Raw genomic sequence first — 22951 nt, 5'->3', positions numbered from 1 at the left:
TCCGGTCAAGAGCCCTTTGGCCGGAGCATCTTGCGTGTCAACGCAAAGCGCAGCGCGTGGGGGAGCGCATGCAGGAAACGGATCGCGAGTGCCATCTTCCAAGGGAAGATGATCTCGAACTTGCCCTTGGCAAGCCCCTTGGCGATCGTGTCGGCAGCCTCTTCCGAGGAGACCAGGAAGGGCATCGGGAAGTCGTTCTTCTTGGTCAGCGGTGTGTCAACGAAACCCGGATTGATGATGGTCATCTTCACGCCATGACGTTCGAGCTCGGGATAGAGCGCCTCGCACATCACGTTGAGCGCGGCTTTCGTCGCACCATAGGTCGCAGCACCCGGCAGCCCCACATAGCCCGATACGGAGGCAACGACTGCGATATGTCCGCGGCGCCGCGCGATCATCGCCGGCATCACCGTTTCCAGGCAAGACGCGGTGCCGAGCACGTTGAGCTCGAACATCTGGCGGGTCCGCGCGCTGTCAAAGTCCTCGGCATAATCGCGGGTGTAGGAACCGGCCGCAAAGACGGCGAGATCGACCGGGCCCATTTCGCTCTCGATCGCCGCAAATGCCTGCTTGACGGCTGCGGGGTCGGTGACGTCGAGTGGGTAGACGCCGACCTTGCCTGGATGACTGGCTGAGAGCGAAGCGAGCGCATCGACACTGCGGGCGCTGACGGCGATTCGGTATCCGTCTCGAAGGAGGCGTTCGGCGAGCGCCCGGCCAATGCCGGTGCTGGAACCCGTAATCCAGGCAATCTTGTTCATGATATCCTCTTGCTTGATCTCCTGAACAATACGCCCCGGGGGTGAGCTCGGTTCAGGCCGTCCAGCTGGAGAGCAGCGAAAGCCCCTGCTTCAGCAGATCCTCTGCGTCTTCCTTGTTGGCGGCCTCGACATAACAGCGCATTTCCGGCGCATTGCCAGAGGGCCGAAAGTGGATCACCCGGCCATCGGCCAGCGTTGCCCGCAATCCATCGATGTCGCTGACGCTTTCGACGGCACCGATTGGGCTGAGGAAAGCCGACAAGTGATCTCCCGATGCCCTGAGATGCGCCATAAGCGAGGCGCTGCGTTCACTTGCGTAGTTCTCCAGGCGGTCGCTGAGCGCCACCGGGAGATTGAAATCGTCAACCAGTTCTGAAAGCGAAAGGCCGCGTTCGACCGCGGTTCCGAGCACGGCCAGCGCTGGTAGGAAGCTGTCCCGGGTCGGCAGAGCTGCGATGGTCTTTTCACCGATGGTGAAATCCGATCCCAGCATCAGACCGCCATTCGCCTCAAAGCCGAGCACGCCGGCTTCTCCAGCCGAGAGCGCGGCCTCCATGGCAGCAATGACAAAAGGCGAGCCGACGCGCGTGCGGCGCACGGCAAAGCCGCCGTCCTGCTCGAGGCCGGAATTCGATGTGACAGGCGTTGCCACAACCTTCGCCTTGAGGAAGCGGGAAACGATCAGTCCGAGCAGATCGCCGCGCAGCGGCCGGCCATGCTCGTCGGCCACCAGCGGCCGGTCCCCGTCGCCATCCGTCGAGATGATCGCGTCGAGGGCGAGTTCGTCGCTCCAATGCGCAAGTTGCGTGACCGTGTCCGCCGATACCGCTTCGGTATCGACAGGGATGAACTGCTCCGAGCGCCCCAGCTGAAACACGGTTGCTCCGCAACGCTCAAACACCGTGACCAGCATGTCGCGGGCGACCGAACTGTGTTGGTAGATGCCGATCCGTTTTCCCTTCAGCGCATCGGGCGCAAGAATGCCGAGATTGCGGTCGATGAAGAGCCGCGTTGCCTCTGCCTCGCCAGCCGTTCCGGAACCGGCCTCGACCTTGTTGGCGTCTGCATCCTCTTTCAATGCGGCTGCGAGACGCGTGATCGCCTCCTCGTCGCTCTTGTTGACCTCTCCATCGGGCCGGTAGAATTTGATGCCGTTGCGGTCGGCGGGAATATGGGAGCCGGTGACCATGATCCCGGCCGCCCCGATCGAGGCGCCGTAGAGCGCCAGCGCCGGGGTTGGGATGGTGCCGCAGTCGATCGGAACAAGGCCAAGGCGCTTCATCGCGGCCATGATCGTGGATGAGATTTCCGGGCTCGACGGACGAAAGTCGCTTCCGACCACGACAGGCGATCCCGGCTGCAGTGCGCCGCTTTCCAGCATGTGTCTTGCGAAGGCGGTTGAATAAAGTGCTGAGACCGAGCCAACGAGATCTGTCGAAAGCCCTCTCAAGCCGCTCGTACCGAACTTTACTGTCATGCATGCCTCCTGAGGGTCTCGCGAACAGATGGCGTTATATGGGCCTGTGACCCAAGGCATCAAGCGGAAGTATCGCTTGGCCGTCAGGCAAGTCCAAATCTGCAGGGGGATCCAGAAACGAAAAGAGCCTGGCGCGGGAGGAGGATGCGCCAGGCTCTTAAACTTGATCGGCAATTGGGAGGAGGAGGAGTATTGCCGATCCTACCGAGCGGCACTGGGAGGAGGAGTGCGCCGCTTCGATGCTTTGGTTATATCCACGGCGCTCGATTCTGCCAAGCGCGCTTGTTGCAACGCAGCAGTGCGTAAAATGCATGGCTTGATGTCCGGGCAGGAACGCGCTGCTACGATTTTGCCATCGACACGCTTTCGTATCTTTCGCATCGGCGCGTTTCTCTGAAAACAAAAGCGCGTTTGCGTAGCAATTGAGCAAATCTCTATCCTGCTTAGCAGTTTCTCATGCACCTATCACAAGGCTGTGACCGCCTTGAGTGGTCCGGGCAGGCGCGGGATGGTGCAAGGGTGTGCTTTGGTCTATAGCGGGCAGGGACAACATCTGACTTCTGGAGTAACCGATGACGACGATCCGCTATCACGAGGGGGACATCTCGTCCGATGCCGCCGGTCGCTATATCGACGCCATTGCGATCGATACGGAGACCCTCGGCCTCGTCCCGCGCCGCGATCGTCTCTGCGTCGTCCAACTGTCTCCCGGTAACGGAACCGCCGACGTAATCCGGATCGCCAAAAATCAAAAGGATGCGCCCAACCTCGTGGCGATGCTCGCGGACCCGGCCCGTCAGAAGATCTTCCATTATGGTCGCTTCGATATTGCGGTCCTGTTTCAAACCTTCGGCGTGACCACGACCAACGTGTTCTGCACCAAGATTGCATCCCGCTTGACCCGAACCTACACCGATCGGCACGGTCTCAAGGACAATCTCAAGGAAATGCTCGAGGTCGATATCTCCAAGGCGCAGCAATCGTCTGACTGGGCTGCCGAGACCCTGAGCCAGGCGCAGCTCGAATATGCGGCCTCGGACGTGCTGCATCTGCATGCTCTCCGCGACAAGCTCACCCAGCGCCTTTTGCGCGACGACCGGATGGAACATGCAAAGGCTTGCTTCGAATTCCTTCCCACGCGGTCCAAGCTCGATCTTCTCGGCTGGGAAGAAACCGACATCTTCGCGCATAGCTGACCTGCCTGGCGGCCTCAGTCGCGCCTGACAATGCCGACCCGGGACATGACATCGGCCGGGATGGCATACCGTCGGATCATATCGCCCTGGTTTCGCAAACCACAAAGCTCCCGCTGGATCATCAAGCAAAACACCGCGTCGGCTGCTGCATGGCGCAGGGCCTCAATCGGGGTGCCGTCCACACCGCGCGCGCCAGCCAGCGTCTCAAGAGCCTCCTCAGCCTTCCGGCCCGCCCGTGCCAAGGCATCGGCCTTTTCACCGGCCAGTTCCAGGTCGAGGGGCGTGACGCTGTCGTGAAGCGCCGGAGAAAGCAGAGAGGCTGGAGGTTTGAAGCTCATGGCTAGATCTTCTCATGGGTGAGATTTGAGGGGAGCTTTGCCCATTTCGCCAAGGTTTCATTAACCGAGACTTCGCATGATCCCCGCATGGAAATTGGTGACGCGGCGAGCCTTTCAAGTTGCTCGTTGCACATAAGGCGTTGATCAGGCGACCATGACGGAAGCAGCTACTATCCTCTTAGACTCGGTATCGCGTAGTTCATCCAGCTATGATCTCGATCTGATCGAAGCGCCTGCGGAACAAGCTGACATTGAAGACCAGGGCCCGCAATATGCGCCAGCCAACTGGCTGGACGCATTTATCGTCGATGAGCGCAGCCGCTCGGACGAGGCTTTTGGCGAGCGCGTTCCAGTCCCCTCGGATGAGGCTGGCCTCTATCCGCGGTTCATGCGTCTCGTCGATTAAGCTAGCGCGGCAGGCTGGCGATCGTTGCCCTCGCCCGGATTTCGTCCAGGCTCCAGTCCACCAGAAGCTCCCCGTCCTGCCAGACCGGCTGCAAGAGGTTGGGGCGGTTCCCGAGATCTTCCAACTGGATCGGCATGATGTCATAGCCATCGGCGATCGCGGCCACACGGCCTGCCATTGACACCTTCTGCTGCGGATTGGACGGGCGGCGCACAACCGGACGCCACTGGCCTTTATCGTCCTGAACGGCGCTCGTGCGCATGGTGAAGGACATCGTGTCCCTGTTGATCTTGTGCAGCAGGCCCGATCCCATGCCGAAGGAGATGTTTTCGGAGGAGAAGCCCATGCCTTCGAGCCGGCCCAGGATCATCTGAATATCCTGGATCGAAACGCCGTCCGACTGGATCACCCGGACATTGCCGTCGAGCACCTTGAAACCCCTGCCGTTCAGCCGTGTGCCAAAGGCGTAGGCGAGTTGGGCCACGACCTGGACCGGTGTCTCGATCGGATCGCCACTATCCGGCCGCACCACGAGAACGCCACCGGCAGCGCGCACCTTGGTCTGCAGTGTCTTGCCCCAGATCTCTGAAACGGCGTTGTGGAGGTCGAAGCTATCGGAGACAACGGAATAGCCGCCGAAACTCGCGAAATTGTCGATCATGTGGGAATAGGCTTCCGTCTCGTGCGGCTGGCCCCAGGCAATGATCGTTCCATGTTCGGCAGCCGGGATCGACTGGGCCGGCATCGAGGCCTTGTAGAAGCGACGGGCCTGCAGAATGGCGGGAAGCGAATCAGAGCTGTGGAAGTGCACAAGATGCGCTGCCCCGCCGATCGCCGCCTGTTCGACGCTGGATGTGCTGCGGCAACCGTAGTCGCTGATCCGGCTCGGTTGCAGCCCGTCTGGATCGTCCGTTGTCCGATCCAGGAAGGGCTGTATCGCCATCCGGATGCGCCAGGCCGTCGTCGCGACAGTCGACGGATACCAGACGGCGCGAAGCAGCGCGGTCTCCATATAGGAGGTGAGCCACGGCACGAGAGGATCGGTGTTGACCACCTGCATGACGGGCACCCCGCGGCGAATTGCGGCGCCTTCGGGCAGTGCCTCGATGCGCAGCGGCAACAGTCCGCCATGCGCATTCAGAATATGCTCCCACCCCTTGCGATCGAAAGGCTGGCCGTGGTGGCGTGCAATCTCTTCGGCTTCCTCGATGTCACCACGGCTGATCGGCTTCGACAGGTAGTCTTTCAGGAACATCTGCAGACCAAAGAACATCACCTCGGGACGGAAGGAGTTGCCCCGCGTGGTGACGAAGGCGCTGACGGCCCGCGTATCTTTCGGATACTGCAGAAAGACGCCAAGCTTGTAGCTGTCGGTGTTCAGGAGAAGATTGCGTGTCATGCCTGCGTCCGTGTTGGATCGAATCGGCGACAGTGCGCCGCCTCGTCCATCGTGCACGCCAATCAATGCGCGAGGCTGGTGTCGCCCGTTGAGATTGCGTCTTAGTGCTTCATTAACCAAATCAGGCAAGGATTGAGGATCGGGCAGCCGTGGTACGGCTTAAGACATCGCCCGAAACTATTGTCCCGAGGCACCAGAACCGGAGAGGTTGCCATGCTTCCTCCAGTCCTTGCGTCCCCTGTGCCCTACACGTCTGCGACCGAGGCAAAGCCGCGACCGGAACAACCGGCCGGCTCTCGCGCAACAGCGCTTGCCTCACCGCCAATGCCAACGGCCATCAACCAGAGCGCTGCAATCGCCGGTCAGTTGAACATCATGCTCCTGTCGGGTCCGGAGCGCATGTCTCAGAATCTTTCTGTTCTGGCAGACGTCCTCGGCGCCGCCCTGAAGATCGAGCGGCGGGCCGACGAGACGCCTGGCGACTACATGGGTCGCTTGATCGAAGGCATCGCGGCACTGCCGGCCGCTGATCGCCTGAAGCTGCAGAAGCTTCTGACCCAGTCGTTTGCCGGACTGCAATTGCGCACACTGCTGGCGGCCATGGCCACCCCCTCGGGCCCGGAACGGGCAACCCTGGCACTCTATCTCGAACTCTATCGTCAGACGGACAGGGACGGAGCGGCGCGCTCGGTCATCTCGTCCTATCGGGAGGCGGCCGGCGAAGCTCGCCCGACGGCTCAGAGCGTCAGCCGTCCCTTGGCCGCAAACGATGTCGGACGTGCGCCGAACGACCCCCAGCGCAGCGCACAGACGGCAGCCGGGCAAAACAGACCTCTGAACACGCCAGCCGCCGCCGAAGCCAAAGGCAATGCCGAAGTGCGCGCCGCGAATGCTGGTCCGCCGCAGCGTCCAGACTTGGATGTGGCACGCTCCGCTCGAGCCACAACGGCAACGCCATCCGGCTCCCTGCCGGGCCTCGGTACTGCGTCCGGTCGACCCGAAAGTTTGCAGGTGGCGACAGGCGCAAGCCAGCCGCTGCAGAAGGCCGGGACGGAACCGCAGACGAGCCGAGCGGCACCGTTCGCAGGCCTGCCGCAATCGCCCACCGGCAGCCCAGCCACGCAAGCCGAAAGCGGCCAAAGACTGCTCATGCCAGCAAGCGGCGCCGCGAGACAGCCGGAGGAGCGGGCTCCTGATGGAATTGCCACCCCGGATCGCCAGACGTCGCCCTCCGCTGCATCTCCCGCAGCCATGCCGGTGATCGCCGTGCCGGGGCAGGCGAGGCCCACACCACCGATGCCGGCGGGCTGGCTCGCCGAACTGCTCGAATCGGATTTCATTCGGACACTCCTGCAGCTGAAGAGCCTTTCGACCGAGCCGAAAGCCACAGCCCGGCCGAGCATCGCTCCCGGCCTGGAAGCGCAACCGGCGGCTACACCTGCCGCGCCGCCGGTCTCATCCGACGAAATGAGCGATTCAGCCGAGCAGCTAGCGCGCATGCAGGATGCAGACCTGACGGAAACGACAGAGGAGCGCCCAGCGCCCGGCGCAATCCCGTTGTCGGAGCAGGCGCTGGCGAGGTTTCCGATTGCGCGGGAAGGCATGCCTTTGCCCTTCATTCCCTACCAAGTGGAAGACGAATTCGACGTCGAACGCGTCGAGGAGAAGGAAGAAGAGGATTCCGGCAATCGGGATGGGGAGACGGATGCCGAGGACGATGACAGGGACGAAGCTGTCGATGGTGACGAGGATGCCGCAGACGTCGTGATGCCTGAAGACGAAGGCCCTGCCGGCGAACCAGCGGAGACGTATATGCAGGAGAGCATGGTGGCGGAGCGATCCGCCCTCCCGGCGCCTTCAGAGACGGCTTTGCCGCTCCCGCCCGAGCCCGCTCACGAGCTCTACCTGCGGATGGCCGGTCTCAACTGATACTCAAGACCAAAGAAAAACCCGCCGGGATCGCTCCCGGCGGGTTCTTTGCATTCAGCGAACAGCGAGGATTAGTCGTTGTTGCGGTTCTTCAGGGCAGCACCCAGAATGTCGCCGAGCGAAGCGCCCGAGTCGGACGAACCGAACTGAGCAACGGCTTCCTTCTCTTCTGCGATCTCGAGAGCCTTGATCGACAGCATGACCTTGCGGTCCTTCTTGGAGAAGTTGGTGACGCGAGCGTCAAAAACCTGACCAACCGAGAAACGCTCCGGACGCTGATCGTCACGATCGCGGGCCAGGTCGTTGCGGCGGATGAAGGACGTGATGTCTTCGTGGCTGACGAGCTTCACTTCGACGCCACCATCATTGATGCCGATGACTTCGCACGAGACGACAGCGTTCTTGCGCAGTTCGCCCGAAGTTGCGGCTTCGCCGACAGCGTCGCGGCCGAGCTGCTTGATGCCGAGCGAGATGCGTTCCTTCTCGACGTCAACATCGAGAACGACGGCCTTGACCACGTCACCCTTGTTGAACTCTTCGATGACCTGCTCGCCCGGACGGTTCCAGTCGAGATCCGACAGGTGAACCATGCCGTCCACGTCGCCTTCGAGGCCGATGAACAGGCCGAACTCGGTCTTGTTCTTGACTTCGCCTTCGACTTCAGTGCCGGCCGGATGGCTGAAGGCAAATGCCTGCCACGGGTTCTCGAGGGTCTGCTTGAGACCGAGCGAGATACGGCGCTTGGACGGATCGACTTCGAGAACGACGACGTCGACGTCCTGCGTGGTCGAAAGGATCTTGCCGGGATGAACGTTCTTCTTCGTCCAGGACATTTCCGAGATGTGGATCAGGCCTTCGATGCCCGGCTCCAGCTCGACGAATGCACCGTAATCCGTGATGTTCGTGACGGTACCGGAGATCTTCTTGCCAACCGGGTACTTGGCAGCGATGCCATCCCACGGATCCGACTCGAGCTGCTTCATGCCGAGCGAGATGCGGTGGGTTTCCTGGTTGATACGGATGATCTGAACCTTGACCGACTGGCCGATGGACAGGATTTCCGAAGGATGGTTGACGCGGCGCCATGCCATGTCGGTGACGTGCAGCAGGCCGTCGATGCCGCCGAGGTCAACGAACGCACCGTAATCGGTGATGTTCTTGACGACGCCGTCAACAACCTGGCCTTCTTCGAGGTTCTGCACGATTTCCGAACGCTGCTCGGCGCGCGACTCTTCAAGAACCGTACGACGCGAAACAACGATGTTGCCGCGGCGCTTGTCCATCTTGAGGATTTCGAAGGGCTGCGGGTTGTGCATCAGCGGGGTCACGTCGCGGATCGGACGGATGTCGACCTGCGAACGCGGAAGGAAGGCAACGGCGCCGTCGAGGTCAACCGTGAAGCCGCCCTTGACCTGGTTGAAGATAACGCCTTCAACGCGCTCGCCAGCTTCGAACTTGGCTTCGAGCTTGATCCAGCTTTCTTCGCGACGAGCCTTCTCGCGCGACAGAACAGCTTCGCCGAGAGCGTTTTCGATGCGCTCGACGTAAACTTCGACTTCGTCGCCGACCTTCAGCGTGCCGTCCTTGGCGCGTGCACCGAATTCCTTCAGTGCGATACGGCCTTCGACCTTGAGGCCGACGTCAACGATTGCGACGTCCTTCTCGATGGCCGTGATGATGCCCTTGGCAACATAGCCTTCTGCCAGATCGGTCTTGGCAAAGGATTCTTCGAGGAGGGCTGCGAAGTCCTCACGCGACGGGGTAGAAACAGACATGAAATCTCCTGGTCGCATCCATCTGGATGCGTGAGCGCCGGGGGCTAGTGTTGATCTTGGCCAACAACCGATCCGCTCTTTTAGAAGAGCAATTCCGGCGCGGGGACTGGATGTCGGCCCTCAGGCTTCGGCTTGTCCGAAACCTGGTCACTTCATTTCGTCAGGGCAGCGTCGATGATAACCTTCGCCGCCGAGAATGCGGCCTCTATACTCATTTCGGAAGTATCTAGCAAGTGCGCGTCTTCAGCTGGTTTCAAAGGGCTGTCGGCCCGTCCCATGTCCCGCTCGTCGCGTTTCGTCACGTCGGCGAAGATCGCGTCGAAATCGCCGCTGCCGCCCTTCGACAGGATCTCGTCATAACGGCGTTTCGCACGAACCTCGGGCGACGCCGTCACGTAAAGTTTGACCGGAGCATCCGGGCAGACGACGGTGCCGATATCGCGGCCGTCGAGCACGGTGCCGGGCGCGCGCTTCGAAAAGGCACGCTGTGCCTCGACCAGCGCCCGGCGAACGGCCGGCATGACCGCGATCTTCGACGCTGCTTCGCCGATCTCGTGCGCCGAGAGAACGTCGCGGTCCAACCCGGCGAGCTCCACGGCAAGCGCCATGCGCTCTGCCACCGCCTCATCATCGAGGGATAACCCGGCGTCGAGCAGCGCCTTTGCGGTCGCGCGATAGGTGAGCCCGGTGTCGAGATGGTGGAACCCGTAGGTCTCCGCGATCCGGCGCGACAGCGTCCCCTTGCCGGCGGCGGCCGGTCCGTCGATTGCAATGATCATCCGGTCCTCATTGTCTCTATCGTTGATGCCATCGCTGATACAAATCTTGGCAGCCCTTGCCAAGCGAAGCATGTGAACCCCCGGTTGCCAAAATACCTGCGCAGATAGCCTTTGACAGGAAGGGCATCAGCGATTAAGGGGACCGACTACAGTTTGGCCGGCCTCGCGCCGGGCGCTTGGCGCATGCCCTTATTCTTCACGACTTCATGAGGCTTTGACAGTGGCGAAGGCAGAACTTGGAACGAAACGGACTTGCCCCGACACCGGCAAGAAATTCTACGACCTGAACAAGGACCCGATCGTGTCGCCGTACACGAACAAGTCCTGGCCGCTTTCCTATTTCGAGGAAACCTCGGTCGCAGCCATCATGGAAAAGGCTGAGGAAGAGGACGTCGCGGAAGTCGATACCGAAAACACCGATGTCGAGCTCGTCTCGCTCGAGGACGCTGACGAAACGGCCAGCGGCGACGACATCCCTGATATGGGCGACGACGACGTCGAGATCGACGGCGACGATGACGACACCTTCCTGGAAGCTGACGAAGACGACGACGACGATGACATGACCGGCCTGATCGGCGTCACCGGCGACGACGACGAAGTCTGATATTTCAAGCATTTCGAGCCCGGGCCTAAAAAAATGCCCGGGCTTTCATTTTTCGGCTTGCCATCTCCGATTACCGGAAGTATCAAGCCGCCACCCCGACGGAAGCGGTGCTTTCAAACGGGTTCCCGGAGCCGGAATAAACCCGGTACCCTGATGGGGCTATAGCTCAGCTGGGAGAGCGCTTGCATGGCATGCAAGAGGTCAGCGGTTCGATCCCGCTTAGCTCCACCAATCCATTCCTTCGATTGATAAAGCATCTTTGGCAAAGAGCTACGCTACGTCGCCGTTCGAAGACAATCCCTGCCTGCGGCGGGCAAGGCAGGCAAATGCCTCACCGCCGAAACAATTCCACCCGCTCGCCGCTCTCCGAGAGATCGATCTGGAACCAGTCGATGATCTTGCGGATGTCGAGCTTCACCTCGCCGTCGCGCAGCTTCAGATGCAGCTTGTCGTCGCTGACATGCACGGGCGTGCCGATGTAGAGGCGGTCATTGCCGGAGTCGTCCACGGTGTCGATGGCAAATCGCATGGTTTCCTCCCGGAAAATTTAGAATTGAAATGGGTGACAGTGCGACGAGGGTTTAGTAACGCCTGCTTGAGCGAAGCTTTCCTCCCCTAAGGGCGGGGAACTCGCGCAACGGCCTGAGATGTTTGTGAGGAGCGCGCGCGGTGTTTGTCATTTCCAAGCTGTTCTGGAATGCCGTCCAGCCGCTCTCGCTCGTTTTCCTGCTTGGGCTGCTTGCGCTGGCCTTGATCTGGTTCCGCTGGCTCCGGTCGGCCGTGGCCGCCCTGTCGCTCTCGCTTCTGATTCTGTTCCTCACCCTCTATACGACCCTTGGCTCCGTGCTGCTGCAAAGCCTAGAGGCTCGATTTCCCCGGCCGGTGGTGGATCCCTCAGACGTATCCTGCATGATCGTGCTGGGTGGTGCCTTCGAGACCGAAGTCACGACAGCCCGTGGCGGCGTGGATCTCAATCAGGCGGCCGACCGCTTCGTCGAAGCGCTGCGCCTGGCAATACGATATCCCGAGGCCAGCATTCTCGTGTCTGGCGGCGACGGATCTCTGAGTGGTATCTATGAGGGCGATGCTGCGGCCTCGATCCGTTTCTTCGAGGCTTTCGGGATATCACGCGACCGGCTCATCGCCGAAACGACATCCAGAAACACCGATGAAAACGCAAAGAACAGTCGCGAACTTCTGTCCGAGCGCGATCTGGGTCAATGCCTGCTGATCACGTCTGCCTTCCACATGCCACGCTCCGTCGGGCTGTTTCGAAAGGCAGGTGTGGATGTGGCGCCCTGGCCGGTCGATTATCGCACCGCCGGCGATCTGTCCTTCGCGCTCGACTTCACGCAGCCGACCTTGAACGCGCAGCAGATGTCGACAGCCGTCCGCGAGTGGGTGGGGCTCGCCGCCTATCGAATTCTCGGCAGGATCGACGACGTCTTTCCCGCGCCGTAAACGTCACTTTTTCGAGATTGTGAGGAATTTGGTGCCACGCACGCGAACCGTCATCGCGCAAGGCTCTTGGCCCTCTTCCCGCTCGCAATAGCGCGGATGCATCTTCAGGATGAAGACCATGTTGCCGAAGCGCTGGATGAAGTCGTAGGAGTACATCTGCGCCGTGGCGATCATGAAGTAGCCACCTTCCTTCACCTGAAGATAGAAGTTGAAGGGACATCCTTCGGCTGTGCAATCGGGTCCGCGCACGCCGTCGCAGACGATTTCGCTGCTATTGGTGACGACGTCGGTGATGCCGTCGTTGTTGATGTCGATTCGGTCGATGAAACGACCGCCAAACTGCACGGCGTCACAGCGCTTGGCGTAGTGGTTCTTCTCGTAAATCTCGGGATCGGTCAGCAATTCCTGCTGCGCGAAGGCGGGCGCGGCAAAAATGCCGGTCGCGACGACGAGGAGGAGGCGGAATAGGAATGGCACGGTCTGGACTCCGGATCGCAATCTGTGCTGAACGAGGGGGAAGTCTAGCGGCTGCGTCTTGCCTCACCCTTAACGGCGTGCGGCAAATCTCGCCCGGACCGGAGGCTCCAGCGAGGAAAGAAGCCATGTCGCTCCTGTCTTATCTCGATTATGCGGGCATTGCCCTGTTTGCTGCCACCGGCGCCCTTGCGGCGTCGCGCAAGCAGCTCGACATGATCGGCTTTCTGTTCTTCGCGGTGGTGACCGGGCTCGGCGGCGGGACGGTGCGCGACATCGTGCTGGGTCGTGTGCCGGTGTTCTGGGTCCTGAATCCGGATTACATCCTGATCTGCTGCGCGATCGGCGTCGTCGTTTTCTTCACCGCCCATCTCGTCGAATCGCGTTATCGCCTGTTGATCTGGCTCGATGCCATCGGGCTCTCGGCCTATTGCGTCATGGGCGCGGCCAAGGGGCTCGCTGCAACCGGTTCCCCGACAATTGCGATCGTGACGGGAACCCTGACGGCAAGCCTCGGCGGTGTGTTGCGCGATCTCTTAGCCAATGAGCCCTCGGTGCTTCTGCGGCCGGAGATCTACATCACCGCAGCTCTGGTCGGTGCGGCGGTCTTCACGGCGGCGAACGAGTTCGGCATGCCACTTTATGCAGCCTCCGCGATCGGAGCCCTGGCAGCCTTTGCGCTCAGAGGCGGCGCGCTGTACTTCGGATGGACGTTTCCGACCTACAAACACAAGCCGGGCCGGCATCCGGATGAGGTGATGTGAGGCGAGGGAGAGATCAGCCCTGCTTGGGGCGCAGCCGGATCACAACGTCGACATGCGCGATTTCCATGCCTTCCGGCGGTGGCGGCAGATTGTCGATGCTGATGTTGTTGACCGGGATGTCCAGCACCTTGTTCTCGCCTTCGACGAAGAAATGGTGATGGTCGGACACGTTCGTGTCGAAATAGGTCTTGGAGCTTTCAACCGCGAGAACGCGGATCAGCCCTGCTTCGGTGAACTGGTGCAGCGTGTTGTAGACGGTCGCAAGCGAGACGGGAAAATCGGCGGAGATCGCCTCTTCGTGCAGTTCTTCGACGGTCAAGTGGCGGTCACCCTTTGCGAACAGCAGGCCGGCCAGCGCAATACGCTGCTTCGTCGGGCGAAGGCCCGAGCGGCGCAGTTTCAATTCGATACCCGTTTGGCAGGTTGCCATCGTCAAAGACGCACTCCAGTCGTTGCGTGGCATGCATGAGCTTCCACACGTGTGGATATAGCTGCAAAATCAGGCTCTTTCAATAGATACGGTAACGAGAAGCCTTGTGACGCCTGCTGTCGGGCGGTTTTTGATGTTTCGGGTCTGGTGATGCCCTTTTCCTTCCTGTATGCGACGATGATATGAGGATGAGGCCGGCAAGGCCTCTAGGAAACCGGCGGAGCGGCTGCGGGGCTTCAATTTGCCACCGTCTTGCTCTAATGGGTCCCGGATATCTGAAGCAGAGGGGGGAAGAAGAAGAACAATGGTTACGAGACAGTCCAGCTATAACTACGACGAAATCCTCGCCTGCGGCCGCGGTGAACTCTTCGGCGAGGGCAACGCGCAGCTCCCCCTGCCGCCCATGCTGATGGTGCACCGGATCACAGACATTTCCGAAACCGGCGGCGCCTTCGACAAGGGCTATATTCGTGCTGAATACGATGTCCGTCCCGATGATTGGTATTTCCCCTGCCATTTCCAGGGCAACCCCATCATGCCGGGCTGCCTTGGCCTCGACGGCATGTGGCAGCTGACCGGCTTCTTCCTCGGCTGGCTGGGAGAGCCCGGCCGCGGCATGGCGCTGTCAACGGGCGAAGTGAAGTTCAAGGGCATGGTGCGCCCCGAGACGAAACTTCTCGAATACGGCATCGACTTTAAGCGCGTCATGCGCGGTCGCCTGGTGCTTGGCACGGCCGATGGCTGGTTAAAGGCCGATGGCGAAACTATCTACCAGGCATCCGACCTGCGCGTCGGTCTGTCGAAGGACAAGGCGGCCTGAACCGGCCCGGTCCGCACCTGAAGTTTATAAAGAAGGTCTGAGAGATGAGACGGGTTGTAGTAACAGGTCTTGGCATCGTGTCCTCCATCGGTGCCGATGCCGCGGAAGTCACGGCATCGCTGCGCGACGCCAAGTCGGGCATCACCTTTTCTCCCGATTTCGCCGAACACGGCTTCAAGTGCCAGGTCTGGGGCAAGCCCGGTCTGGACCCGACCGATCTGGTCGACCGTCGTGCCATGCGTTTCCTGTCCCAGGGCGGTGCCTGGAACCATGTGGCCATGAAGCAGGCCATCGCCGATGCCGGTCTCGAAGAGGCCGATTATCAGCAGAATGAGCGCGTCGGCATCATCATGGGCTCCGGTGGTCCGTCGACCAAGCAGATCGTCGAAGCTGCTGATATCGTCCGCCAGAACAACAGCCCGAAGCGTATCGGTCCCTTCGCCGTGCCGAAGGCCATGTCGTCGACGGCATCCGCAACGCTTGCCACCTGGTTCAAGCTGCACGGCGTCAACTACTCGATCTCGTCCGCCTGCTCGACCTCGGCGCACTGCATCGGCAACGCCTATGAGATGATCCAGTGGGGCAAGCAGGACATGGTCTTTGCTGGCGGCCACGAAGATCTCGACTGGACGATGTCCAGCCTGTTCGATGCTATGGGCGCCATGTCGTCGAAGTACAACGACACACCTTCGACCGCGTCGCGCGCCTATGACGTCTCTCGTGACGGCTTCGTCATCGCCGGCGGCGCTGGCGTTCTGGTCCTCGAAGAGCTCGAGCATGCCAAGGCCCGCGGCGCCAAGATCTATGCCGAGGTCGTCGGCTATGGTGCCACCTCCGACGGCTACGACATGGTCGCTCCCTCGGGCGAAGGGGCGATCCGCTGCATGCGCCAGGCCCTGTCGACTGTGAAGGGCGATGTCGATTACATCAACACCCATGGCACTTCGACGCCGGTGGGTGATAGCAAGGAAATCGGCGCAATCCGCGAAGTCTTCGGCGACAAGATCCCGCATATCCAGTCGACCAAGTCGCTGACCGGTCACTCACTCGGTGCTGCCGGCGTGCAGGAATCGATCTATGGTCTCCTGATGATGCAGGCCGGCTTCATCGGCGAAAGCGCGCACATCACCGAACTCGATCCCGAGTTCGAAGGTGTGCCGGTTGTTCGCAAGCGCATCGACAACGCAAAGATCGATACCGTGCTGTCGAATTCCTTCGGCTTCGGCGGTACCAACGCGACGCTGGTCTTCCAGCGCCATCAAGGCTGATCGTCGAGACGTCAGAATAAAAAAAGCCTGGCGCGTTGCCGCGCCAGGCGTTCATCCGAAGTGGTCCGCCAGCCGTGGGAGTACGGCTTACTTCGGTTGATGAGGATCGGTATGGTCAATGACGCCGATCAGCATGGCGAGGCTCACCGCATGCATCAGATTGCTTGCTTCGAGCTTCTCTTGAGCGCTGACCAAAGCCTGGTTCACCTCTTCCTGAGACAGCACGAGCGCATTCGCAGCCTCGTCCGACCGCATGCCTTCGGCTACGAGCTGCAGGCAGAGGATTTCCCGATCCGAAAGGATCGAAATAGCAGGCGATCTTCCGATTGCCCGTTTGGTATCGGTTTTCATGATTTTTGTTGCCGCACTGGAGAAAGGTCGACTTGATATCCATCAGGTCGTCAGGCGGCGCTCATAGCATTCTGCTGGACCTGCGTCGTTGACATCGCACGCCAACCGCTTATCCGAACACGCTAAAACAACAGCAATCGAGCGCTCCAAGCGCTTTGATAGCCTGATTACGCCGGATCACTCTGCACTTGTCAAGTTTCTGAAGCTCTCATGCCGACTTCCGCTCCCGCACTTCCGTTGGTGTGGTGCCGAACCATCGCGTGACCGAGCGCGTGAAAGCGCTCGGCGCGGAATAGCCGAGCCGGTAGCAGATTTCCGAAATCGGCAGTTCACTTTCGGTCAGCAGATTGAAGCTGACTTCCTTGCGGATCTGGTCCCGCAGCTCGTTGAGGCTCGTCCCGTGACCCGCCAGACGGCGCTGGAACGTTCTCTCCGACAAGCCGAAATAGGGTGCGATCTCGGCGAGCGGATAATCGTCATCCGACACGTGCAGCAGCAGGTAGCGACGGACCTGGTCGAGGAAGTCGGCGCTTTTCTCCGGCGTCGGTGGCCTCAGGCTCCGACACTGCAGATCCATCAGTTCAAAAAGCCTGCGGTCGCCCGTGGGATTCTGGGCTTGAAGGAAGCTTGGCGGGAAATGCACGCAGTTCACGCGCGCCCCGAAACTGACGCGTCGCGACAGCAATTGTCGAAAGGGCTTGTGATTGCGGGGAGCCGGTCTTTCTAGTTGTACCTCGATACTGTCGCTGGTAGCAAACGCCTGGGCTCGTTGCATCACCAGCCCGACCGACATATCGACATACTGGTCGCGTTTTACGATGATGGGAGCGAAGGTCCAGGCGATATACGCGCCTCGGTCGCCAAGCGTAAGCTTGGAATAGCTGGTCTGGGTGGCATACTGGATGTGGTCGTCGAGAAACTGGACGAAATCCAGCCCTGTCGGCGCGGCCATCAATCCATATCCGAACGGACCGGTCGAGCCTGCCTCATATCGCGTGATGCTTGTAAGCGCGAATGCCTCATCGTCGGACAGGAGCGCGCAGGTCTCCAGGAGCCTGCACAGGCGGTCGAGGCTGATGCGCGCAGTTAGGCTCTGGAAAATCTCCGGATCGATCTCCAGCGCCTTGCAAATGGGCTTTATGTCGATGCCATAGGACTGGGCATGCTCGACCACCGCTGAGGCGAGGCCGGCCACGGTGGTCAATTCATCGGTGAGATTCCGAGAAGGCATGAGACCGCTGGCGCCAGAAGTGAAGCTTATGGCGCCAGATGCTAAGGTAGGTGCGATCCGGAGTCGAGGGGCGCGTAGTCTAAGGCCGCTCGCTCCCGATCACGATCGCTTTGGCATCAGCGCTTTGCCCAGAGGACCTTAAAGCGAGCATTTCGGCAGACTTCGCCATGCTGCTTGAAATGCTGAGCCAGGACAGGCTCATAGGGCAGGCCCCGGTTCGCCACCATCAGAAGATCGCCGCCGCCGCGCAGCGAATCCGCTGCAGCTTTTATCATCGCAGCGCCGATAGACGGCTCGGCGGCATGACCCTCATGGAAGGGCGGGTTCATGATGACGAGGTCGTATTTTTCCTTCGGCGGCTCGTTGCCGAGATCCTGCCAGAAAAACCGTGTCGTCAGATCAGGGCAGTTGCGCGCCAGATTGCGCTTGGCATGCTCGAGTGCCTCGTGGCTCGCTTCGAAAAGATCGATGCGATTGGTGCGGGGCGAAGCGTCAGCCAGCATGACCGAGAGATATCCCCAGCCAGCGCCGAAATCGGCCGCATTGCCGTCGAAGGCCGTCGGCAGGCGGCTCGCGAGCAGTTCGGAGCCTTCGTCGGCATGGGCATGGGAGAAGAGACCGGAGCGCGTCTCGAAACGTCCATCCACCGTGACCGGCTTGGCGGAAAGCGTCGAAACGATTGCCGAGGAATCCTCGGGCGTGCTGAACCAGACGACGACGCCGTGGTATTTCGGCATGGATTCCGGTGCGAGGCCGAGCCGGTCCAGCTGCTTGCGCAGCGGCAGAATGCCGTCTTCCTTGGCGCCTGCAACCAGGATCATCCCGCCGGCTTTCACCCGCCGCAGCGCTTCGGCAACGCGGTCCTCGTTGACGCCCTTGTGCTTGCCGCAGAGGATGAGGGCACCGTCGTAGCCCTCGCCATCGACGATCGGGACGGGCTGGAGGTGGCTGGCTTCGAGGCGCCGGAATTCCGGGCGGAAATCCTGAACCACGGTCAGTTCGGCGGCAAAGCCCTCGGGCTTGGCAAATCCCGCTTCAGCGCCGAGAAACAGGTAGCGACTTCCAGCTTCGGGAAGGGCGACGGTTTCGGTGACGAAGGGGTGGAACAGGGTCTTCAGCGTTTCGCGGCTCATGGCTCGGTCTTCTTTCTCGGCGAACAAAAAAGGCGCGGGAAATTCTCCCGCGCCTCGGATCGGGAACGACGTCAGCTTACTCAGCTGCTTCGCCGTCTTCCTTCTTCTTCTCGGCAGCGATTTCCTGACCGGTGGTCTGGTCAACGACCTTCATCGACAGGCGGACCTTGCCGCGCTCGTCGAAGCCCATGAGCTTGACCCAGACCTTGTCGCCTTCCTTGACGACGTCAGAGGTCTTCGCGACACGCTCGGAAGCCAGCTGCGAGATGTGCACGAGGCCGTCACGCGAACCGAAGAAGTTGACGAAGGCGCCGAAGTCGGCAGTCTTCACAACAGTGCCTTCGTAGACCACGCCGACTTCCGGCTCGGCCACGATCGAGTGGATCCACTTGCGGGCCGCTTCGATTTCCTTACCCGAAGCAGAGGCGATCTTCACGGTGCCGTCGTCTTCGATGTTGATCTTGGCACCCGTCTTTTCGACGATTTCGCGGATGACCTTGCCGCCCGAGCCGATGACTTCACGGATCTTGTCGACCGGGATGTTCATCACTTCGATGCGCGGTGCGAATTCGCCGAGCTGGCCACGGCTTTCCGAAAGGGCGTTCGCCATTTCGTTCAGGATGTGCTTGCGGCCACCCTGAGCCTGGCCGAGTGCGACCTTCATGATCTCTTCGGTGATGCCGGCGATCTTGATGTCCATCTGCAGCGAGGTGATGCCGTCGGCAGTGCCCGCTACCTTGAAGTCCATGTCGCCGAGATGGTCTTCGTCACCGAGGATGTCGGAGAGAACCGCGAAGCGTTCGCCTTCGAGGATCAGACCCATGGCGATACCGGCAACCGGCTTGGCGAGCGGAACGCCAGCGTCCATCAGTGCGAGCGAGGTGCCGCAGACGGTTGCCATCGAGGACGAGCCGTTCGACTCGGTGATCTCGGAGACGACGCGCAGCGTGTAGGGGAACTGCTCAGCCGACGGCAGCATCGGGCGGATAGCGCGCCATGCGAGCTTGCCGTGACCGATTTCGCGACGACCCGGCGAACCCATGCGGCCGGTTTCACCGACGGAGTAGGGCGGGAAGTTGTAATGCAGAAGGAAGCGTTCCTTGTACATGCCGGTCAGGCTGTCGACATACTGTTCGTCTTCGCCGGTGCCGAGCGTGGCAACAACGATTGCCTGCGTCTCGCCGCGGGTGAAGAGGGCCGAACCATGCGTACGCGGCAGGATGCCGACTTCCGACACGATCGCACGAACGGTCGACAGGTCACGGCCGTCGATGCGGCTCTTGGTGTCGAGGATGTTCCAGCGAACGATCTTCGCCTGCAGGTGCTTGAAGACGGCACCGATGACTTCATTGGTGTACTTCGGCTCTTCGCCTTCCGGGAAGAAGTGTGCCTTCACCTTGGCCTTGACGGCGTCGACGGCGGCGTAACGATCAGCCTTCTGGGTGATCTTGTAGGCAGCGCGCAGTTCGGTTTCGGCGATCGACAGCATTTCGGCTTCGAGAGCGGAATGATCTTCCGGTTCGAACTCGCGCGGCTCCTTGGCAGCCACTTCAGCGAGCTTGATGATCGCGTCGATGACCGGCTGGAAGCCCTTGTGGCCGAACATGACGGCGCCGAGCATGATGTCTTCGTTGAGTTCCTTGGCTTCCGACTCGACCATCAGGACGGCGTCCTGGGTGCCGGCGACGACCAGATCCAGAACCGACTCGTCCATCTCGTCGAGATGCGGGTTCAGAACGTATTCGCCGTTGATGTAGCCGACGCGAGCGCCGCCGACCGGGCCCATGAAGGGCACGCCGGAGAGCGTCAGCGCTGCCGAAGCGGCAACCATCGACAATACGTCCGGATCGTTTTCGAGGTCATGCTGGACGACGGTGACGACGACCTGGGTGTCGTTCTTGTAGCCTTCCGGGAAGAGCGGGCGGATCGGACGGTCGATCAGACGGGAAACCAGCGTTTCCTTTTCCGACGGACGACCTTCGCGCTTGAAGTAGCCACCCGGGATCTTGCCGGCGGCGTAGGTCTTTTCCTGGTAATTGACGGTGAGCGGGAAGAAATCCTGGCCCGGCTTCGGCGACTTGGCCGAAACGACGGTGGCGAGAACGACGGTTTCGCCATAAGTGGCGAGAACGGCACCGTCAGCCTGGCGGGCGATCTTGCCGGTCTCGAGCTTCAGCGGGCGGCCTGCCCACTCGATCTCAACGCTGTGAACATCAAACATATCTTGTCCTTCATATGCGGACCTTCGTCCTGCCGAATGGGCAGGGGGCGGTTGGTCTGCAATGTGCTGACGCAATCACGGGCAAGACAGTGGGAGGCTTCGGTTTCGGCATTGGCCGGTTCGAGCACCCGACAGGGTGCGGAAGCATCCAACAATCCTGCCCCATGACAGGTCATCGGTTGTCGTCGACAGATCCGGCCCATCCGGCCTGTCGTTCGTTCCGGGCGGTCTTCGCGCGGAACCAGTCGCGGGTCTTGTAGCCTGACCCGGAAAGGCAACCGGCGGACCTTCGTGAAGAAGGTCCGCCGGGAAGTCGTTAGCGGCGGATGCCGAGGCGCGTGATCAGGGTCGTGTAGCGAGCCTCATCCTGCTTCTTGACATAGTCGAGAAGCGAACGGCGGGTCGAAACCATGGTCAGAAGGCCACGACGCGAGTGGTTGTCCTTCTTGTGACCCTTGAAGTGTTCCGTCAGGTTGGTGATACGCTCGGTCAGGATTGCGACCTGAACTTCCGGAGAACCGGTGTCGCCTTCCTTGATTGCGTATTCCTTGATGAGGGCGGCCTTGCGCTCTGCAGTGATCGACATCGTGAATCCTTTCTAGAATAAGGAGAAACAGGTCGCCAAACGCCGGGATGTCGTCCAGCATTGGCCGTGAATGCAGGCACCCGGAGGGCCAGCTGCCGCCGCCTATACTCCATTCCCTCAAGAAAGGAAAGAGCAGGCGGCGGGAAGGCGTCAGGCGAAGACGCGCCGCGGGTGAAACTCGCCGCCCGCGATCTCGCCGATGGCGATCAACTTGCCGCCGGCAAGCGCCACGGCCTCAGGCTCTGCAACGGGTGCATCGCGGCCGCGCAGGATGATCGGGTTGCCCATGCGCAGCCGATGCGCCTGGTCATCGGTGATCCTGAGCTGCGGCAGGGCGGAAAGCGCTTCTGCCGTATCGCCGAGGAATGCATCGAGAGCGGCCAGCCGCTCATCCCGGTCCTCGATGGCTTCGAGCGCCACGAGCTCCGCGAGCGGCACCATCATCTCCTCGGCAAACGGGGCCACAAAGGTGCGGCGGAGCGAGGAGATATGGCCGTAGCAGCCGAGATCGCGACCAAAGTCGCGGGCCAGCGAGCGCACGTAAGTGCCTTTGCCGCATTCAACCTCGAAATGTGCCTTGTCGCCTTCGCAGTTCAGCAGCGTCAGGCGGTGAACCTCGACCTCGCGAGAGGGGATCTCGACCGTCTCGCCATCGCGGGCGAGATCATAGGCCCGCTCGCCGGCAATCTTGATCGCCGAGAACTGCGGCGGGATCTGGCTGATGGTGCCGGTGTAGTTGGGCAGCAACGCCTCGATGTCGCTCTTTGCAGGGCGCTTGTCGGAGCTCTGCGTCACCTCGCCCTCGAGATCGTCCGTCGAGCGCTCCTCGCCCCAGGTCACCGTGAATTCGTAGATCTTGCGGCCGTCCATGACGTAAGGGACGGTCTTCGTCGCATCGCCGAGTGCAATCGGCAGCATGCCTGATGCGAGCGGATCGAGCGTGCCGGCATGACCGGCCTTCTGGGCGTTGAACAGCCACTTGATCTTGCCGACGGCCTCGGTCGAGCCGAAATCCACCGGCTTGTCGAGAATGAGCCAGCCCGAAATCGGGCGGCCCTTGGGCTTGCGGGGTTTGGACATCTAGGTCTTTTCTCAGTCTTGATCTTCGTCGGAGCCGAGGTCGCGCTGGACCTCCGGCGAACGCAGCAGGGCATCGATCTTCTGGTAGTTGTCGAAGCTGGTGTCGTCGCGGAAACGGACTTCCGGCATGTATTTCAGCTGCCGGAGCTGGTTGCCCAGCCGGCCGCGAATGTATTTGGCGTGCTTGTTGAGGGCCGCAATGACCGTATCATGGTCCTTGACGCCGAGCGGCGTGACATAAGCGGTGGCCATCTTGAGGTCCGGCGACATGCGGACTTCGGAGATGGAGATGACGGTTTTTTCGATCACCTCGTCGCGGACTTCGCCGCGCTGCAGGACCTGGGTGATGGCGGCACGCACCTGCTCGCCGACGCGCAGCATGCGCTGCGAAGGTGCCGAAGAGGTTGGTTTTGTCATGGTTCAAAGCCTTTCGCATGACATCGGGGGCGCTTGCCTGCTGCGTCA

At 61.0% G+C, this 22951-nt stretch carries 24 protein-coding genes and 1 tRNA gene; 9 read left to right on the top strand and 16 right to left on the bottom strand.

Going from position 1 to position 22951, the window contains the following annotated elements:
* Nucleotides 1-5: 5 nt before the first annotated feature.
* Together SJY08_RS18340 and SJY08_RS18335 are read right to left on the bottom strand one after the other, a co-directional pair.
* Nucleotides 6-761 (bottom strand): SDR family NAD(P)-dependent oxidoreductase, encoded by a 756-nt coding sequence (locus SJY08_RS18340; RefSeq protein ID WP_377277432.1) that lies wholly within the window; start codon nt 759-761, stop codon nt 6-8.
* 52 nt (nt 762-813) lie between these two features.
* A complete protein-coding gene (locus tag SJY08_RS18335) occupies nt 814-2238 on the bottom strand; it encodes a phosphomannomutase (protein ID WP_377277430.1) in 1425 nt (474 codons plus the stop codon).
* 572 nt (nt 2239-2810) lie between these two features.
* Between SJY08_RS18335 and SJY08_RS18330 the strand changes: the two genes are divergently transcribed.
* Nucleotides 2811-3434: a ribonuclease D gene (locus SJY08_RS18330; RefSeq protein ID WP_054149370.1), complete on the top strand. Its 624-nt coding sequence runs from the start codon at nt 2811-2813 to the stop codon at nt 3432-3434.
* A 14-nt stretch (nt 3435-3448) separates the two neighbouring features.
* On the opposite strand, the gene SJY08_RS18325 is transcribed toward SJY08_RS18330, so the two are convergent.
* Nucleotides 3449-3772 carry a DUF6665 family protein gene (locus SJY08_RS18325; protein WP_377277427.1) on the bottom strand — a complete coding sequence of 108 codons (324 nt, stop codon included), beginning with the start codon at nt 3770-3772 and terminating at the stop codon, nt 3449-3451.
* A gap of 154 nt (nt 3773-3926) precedes the next feature.
* Here SJY08_RS18325 and SJY08_RS18320 point away from each other — a divergent pair, with 154 nt between their 5' ends.
* Nucleotides 3927-4178 (top strand): hypothetical protein, encoded by a 252-nt coding sequence (locus tag SJY08_RS18320; RefSeq protein ID WP_069042634.1) that lies wholly within the window; start codon nt 3927-3929, stop codon nt 4176-4178.
* Nucleotide 4179: 1 nt separating this feature from the next.
* Here SJY08_RS18320 and SJY08_RS18315 read toward each other — a convergent pair whose 3' ends face one another.
* Nucleotides 4180-5577, bottom strand: a complete 1398-nt coding sequence (locus SJY08_RS18315; RefSeq protein ID WP_377277425.1) for a nicotinate phosphoribosyltransferase — start codon at nt 5575-5577, stop codon at nt 4180-4182.
* A 213-nt stretch (nt 5578-5790) separates the two neighbouring features.
* On the opposite strand from SJY08_RS18315, the gene SJY08_RS18310 reads away from it, so the two are divergent.
* Nucleotides 5791-7506 carry a hypothetical protein gene (locus SJY08_RS18310; protein WP_377277423.1) on the top strand — a complete coding sequence of 572 codons (1716 nt, stop codon included), beginning with the start codon at nt 5791-5793 and terminating at the stop codon, nt 7504-7506.
* 71 nt (nt 7507-7577) lie between these two features.
* On the opposite strand, the gene rpsA is transcribed toward SJY08_RS18310, so the two are convergent.
* Nucleotides 7578-9281, bottom strand: coding sequence for a 30S ribosomal protein S1 (rpsA, locus tag SJY08_RS18305; protein WP_054149374.1), 1704 nt, complete (start codon nt 9279-9281; stop codon nt 7578-7580).
* 152 nt (nt 9282-9433) lie between these two features.
* Complete coding sequence (gene cmk, locus SJY08_RS18300; protein WP_377277421.1) at nt 9434-10060, bottom strand: (d)CMP kinase; 627 nt, start codon at nt 10058-10060, stop codon at nt 9434-9436.
* A 220-nt stretch (nt 10061-10280) separates the two neighbouring features.
* Here cmk and SJY08_RS18295 point away from each other — a divergent pair, with 220 nt between their 5' ends.
* Complete coding sequence (locus tag SJY08_RS18295) at nt 10281-10667, top strand: TIGR02300 family protein (protein WP_054149375.1); 387 nt, start codon at nt 10281-10283, stop codon at nt 10665-10667.
* A gap of 155 nt (nt 10668-10822) precedes the next feature.
* Nucleotides 10823-10898: transfer RNA gene (locus SJY08_RS18290), tRNA-Ala, on the top strand.
* 100 nt (nt 10899-10998) lie between these two features.
* Here SJY08_RS18290 and SJY08_RS18285 read toward each other — a convergent pair.
* On the bottom strand, nt 10999-11196 hold the full coding sequence (locus SJY08_RS18285; protein ID WP_153763373.1) for a hypothetical protein: 198 nt from the start codon (nt 11194-11196) through the stop codon (nt 10999-11001).
* Nucleotides 11197-11336: 140 nt separating this feature from the next.
* Here SJY08_RS18285 and SJY08_RS18280 point away from each other — a divergent pair, with 140 nt between their 5' ends.
* A complete protein-coding gene (locus tag SJY08_RS18280; protein WP_377277418.1) occupies nt 11337-12128 on the top strand; it encodes a YdcF family protein in 792 nt (263 codons plus the stop codon).
* A 3-nt stretch (nt 12129-12131) separates the two neighbouring features.
* Here SJY08_RS18280 and SJY08_RS18275 read toward each other — a convergent pair whose 3' ends face one another.
* Nucleotides 12132-12605 (bottom strand): hypothetical protein, encoded by a 474-nt coding sequence (locus SJY08_RS18275; RefSeq protein WP_054149378.1) that lies wholly within the window; start codon nt 12603-12605, stop codon nt 12132-12134.
* 125 nt (nt 12606-12730) lie between these two features.
* On the opposite strand from SJY08_RS18275, the gene SJY08_RS18270 reads away from it, so the two are divergent.
* Nucleotides 12731-13366, top strand: coding sequence for a trimeric intracellular cation channel family protein (locus SJY08_RS18270; RefSeq protein WP_054149379.1), 636 nt, complete (start codon nt 12731-12733; stop codon nt 13364-13366).
* A 13-nt stretch (nt 13367-13379) separates the two neighbouring features.
* On the opposite strand, the gene irrA is transcribed toward SJY08_RS18270, so the two are convergent.
* Nucleotides 13380-13796, bottom strand: a complete 417-nt coding sequence (gene irrA, locus SJY08_RS18265; protein ID WP_006725267.1) for an iron response transcriptional regulator IrrA — start codon at nt 13794-13796, stop codon at nt 13380-13382.
* A gap of 304 nt (nt 13797-14100) precedes the next feature.
* On the opposite strand from irrA, the gene fabA reads away from it, so the two are divergent.
* Nucleotides 14101-14616 carry a 3-hydroxyacyl-[acyl-carrier-protein] dehydratase FabA gene (gene fabA, locus SJY08_RS18260; RefSeq protein WP_054149380.1) on the top strand — a complete coding sequence of 172 codons (516 nt, stop codon included), beginning with the start codon at nt 14101-14103 and terminating at the stop codon, nt 14614-14616.
* A gap of 44 nt (nt 14617-14660) precedes the next feature.
* Nucleotides 14661-15884, top strand: a complete 1224-nt coding sequence (gene fabB / locus SJY08_RS18255) for a beta-ketoacyl-ACP synthase I (RefSeq protein ID WP_054149381.1) — start codon at nt 14661-14663, stop codon at nt 15882-15884.
* Nucleotides 15885-15971: 87 nt separating this feature from the next.
* Here fabB and SJY08_RS18250 read toward each other — a convergent pair whose 3' ends face one another.
* From SJY08_RS18250 to rbfA, 7 genes are all read right to left on the bottom strand, one after another.
* On the bottom strand, nt 15972-16235 hold the full coding sequence (locus SJY08_RS18250) for a LuxR C-terminal-related transcriptional regulator (protein WP_300889420.1): 264 nt from the start codon (nt 16233-16235) through the stop codon (nt 15972-15974).
* Nucleotides 16236-16443: 208 nt separating this feature from the next.
* Nucleotides 16444-17466 carry an AraC family transcriptional regulator gene (locus SJY08_RS18245; protein ID WP_069042627.1) on the bottom strand — a complete coding sequence of 341 codons (1023 nt, stop codon included), beginning with the start codon at nt 17464-17466 and terminating at the stop codon, nt 16444-16446.
* A gap of 116 nt (nt 17467-17582) precedes the next feature.
* Nucleotides 17583-18599: a class I SAM-dependent methyltransferase gene (locus SJY08_RS18240; RefSeq protein WP_054149505.1), complete on the bottom strand. Its 1017-nt coding sequence runs from the start codon at nt 18597-18599 to the stop codon at nt 17583-17585.
* A gap of 76 nt (nt 18600-18675) precedes the next feature.
* Nucleotides 18676-20820, bottom strand: coding sequence for a polyribonucleotide nucleotidyltransferase (gene pnp / locus SJY08_RS18235; RefSeq protein WP_377277413.1), 2145 nt, complete (start codon nt 20818-20820; stop codon nt 18676-18678).
* Nucleotides 20821-21136: 316 nt separating this feature from the next.
* Nucleotides 21137-21406 carry a 30S ribosomal protein S15 gene (gene rpsO, locus SJY08_RS18230; RefSeq protein WP_006725260.1) on the bottom strand — a complete coding sequence of 90 codons (270 nt, stop codon included), beginning with the start codon at nt 21404-21406 and terminating at the stop codon, nt 21137-21139.
* Nucleotides 21407-21556: 150 nt separating this feature from the next.
* A complete protein-coding gene (gene truB, locus SJY08_RS18225) occupies nt 21557-22486 on the bottom strand; it encodes a tRNA pseudouridine(55) synthase TruB (protein ID WP_006725259.1) in 930 nt (309 codons plus the stop codon).
* A 12-nt stretch (nt 22487-22498) separates the two neighbouring features.
* Nucleotides 22499-22903 carry a 30S ribosome-binding factor RbfA gene (rbfA, locus tag SJY08_RS18220; protein ID WP_054149385.1) on the bottom strand — a complete coding sequence of 135 codons (405 nt, stop codon included), beginning with the start codon at nt 22901-22903 and terminating at the stop codon, nt 22499-22501.
* Between the last annotated feature and the right edge of the window lie 48 nt (nt 22904-22951).

Source organism: Rhizobium sp. R86522, assembly GCF_042466255.1.
Classification (GTDB): Bacteria; Pseudomonadota; Alphaproteobacteria; order Rhizobiales; family Rhizobiaceae; genus Allorhizobium.
This window is presented reverse-complemented; position numbering and strand designations above follow the sequence as displayed.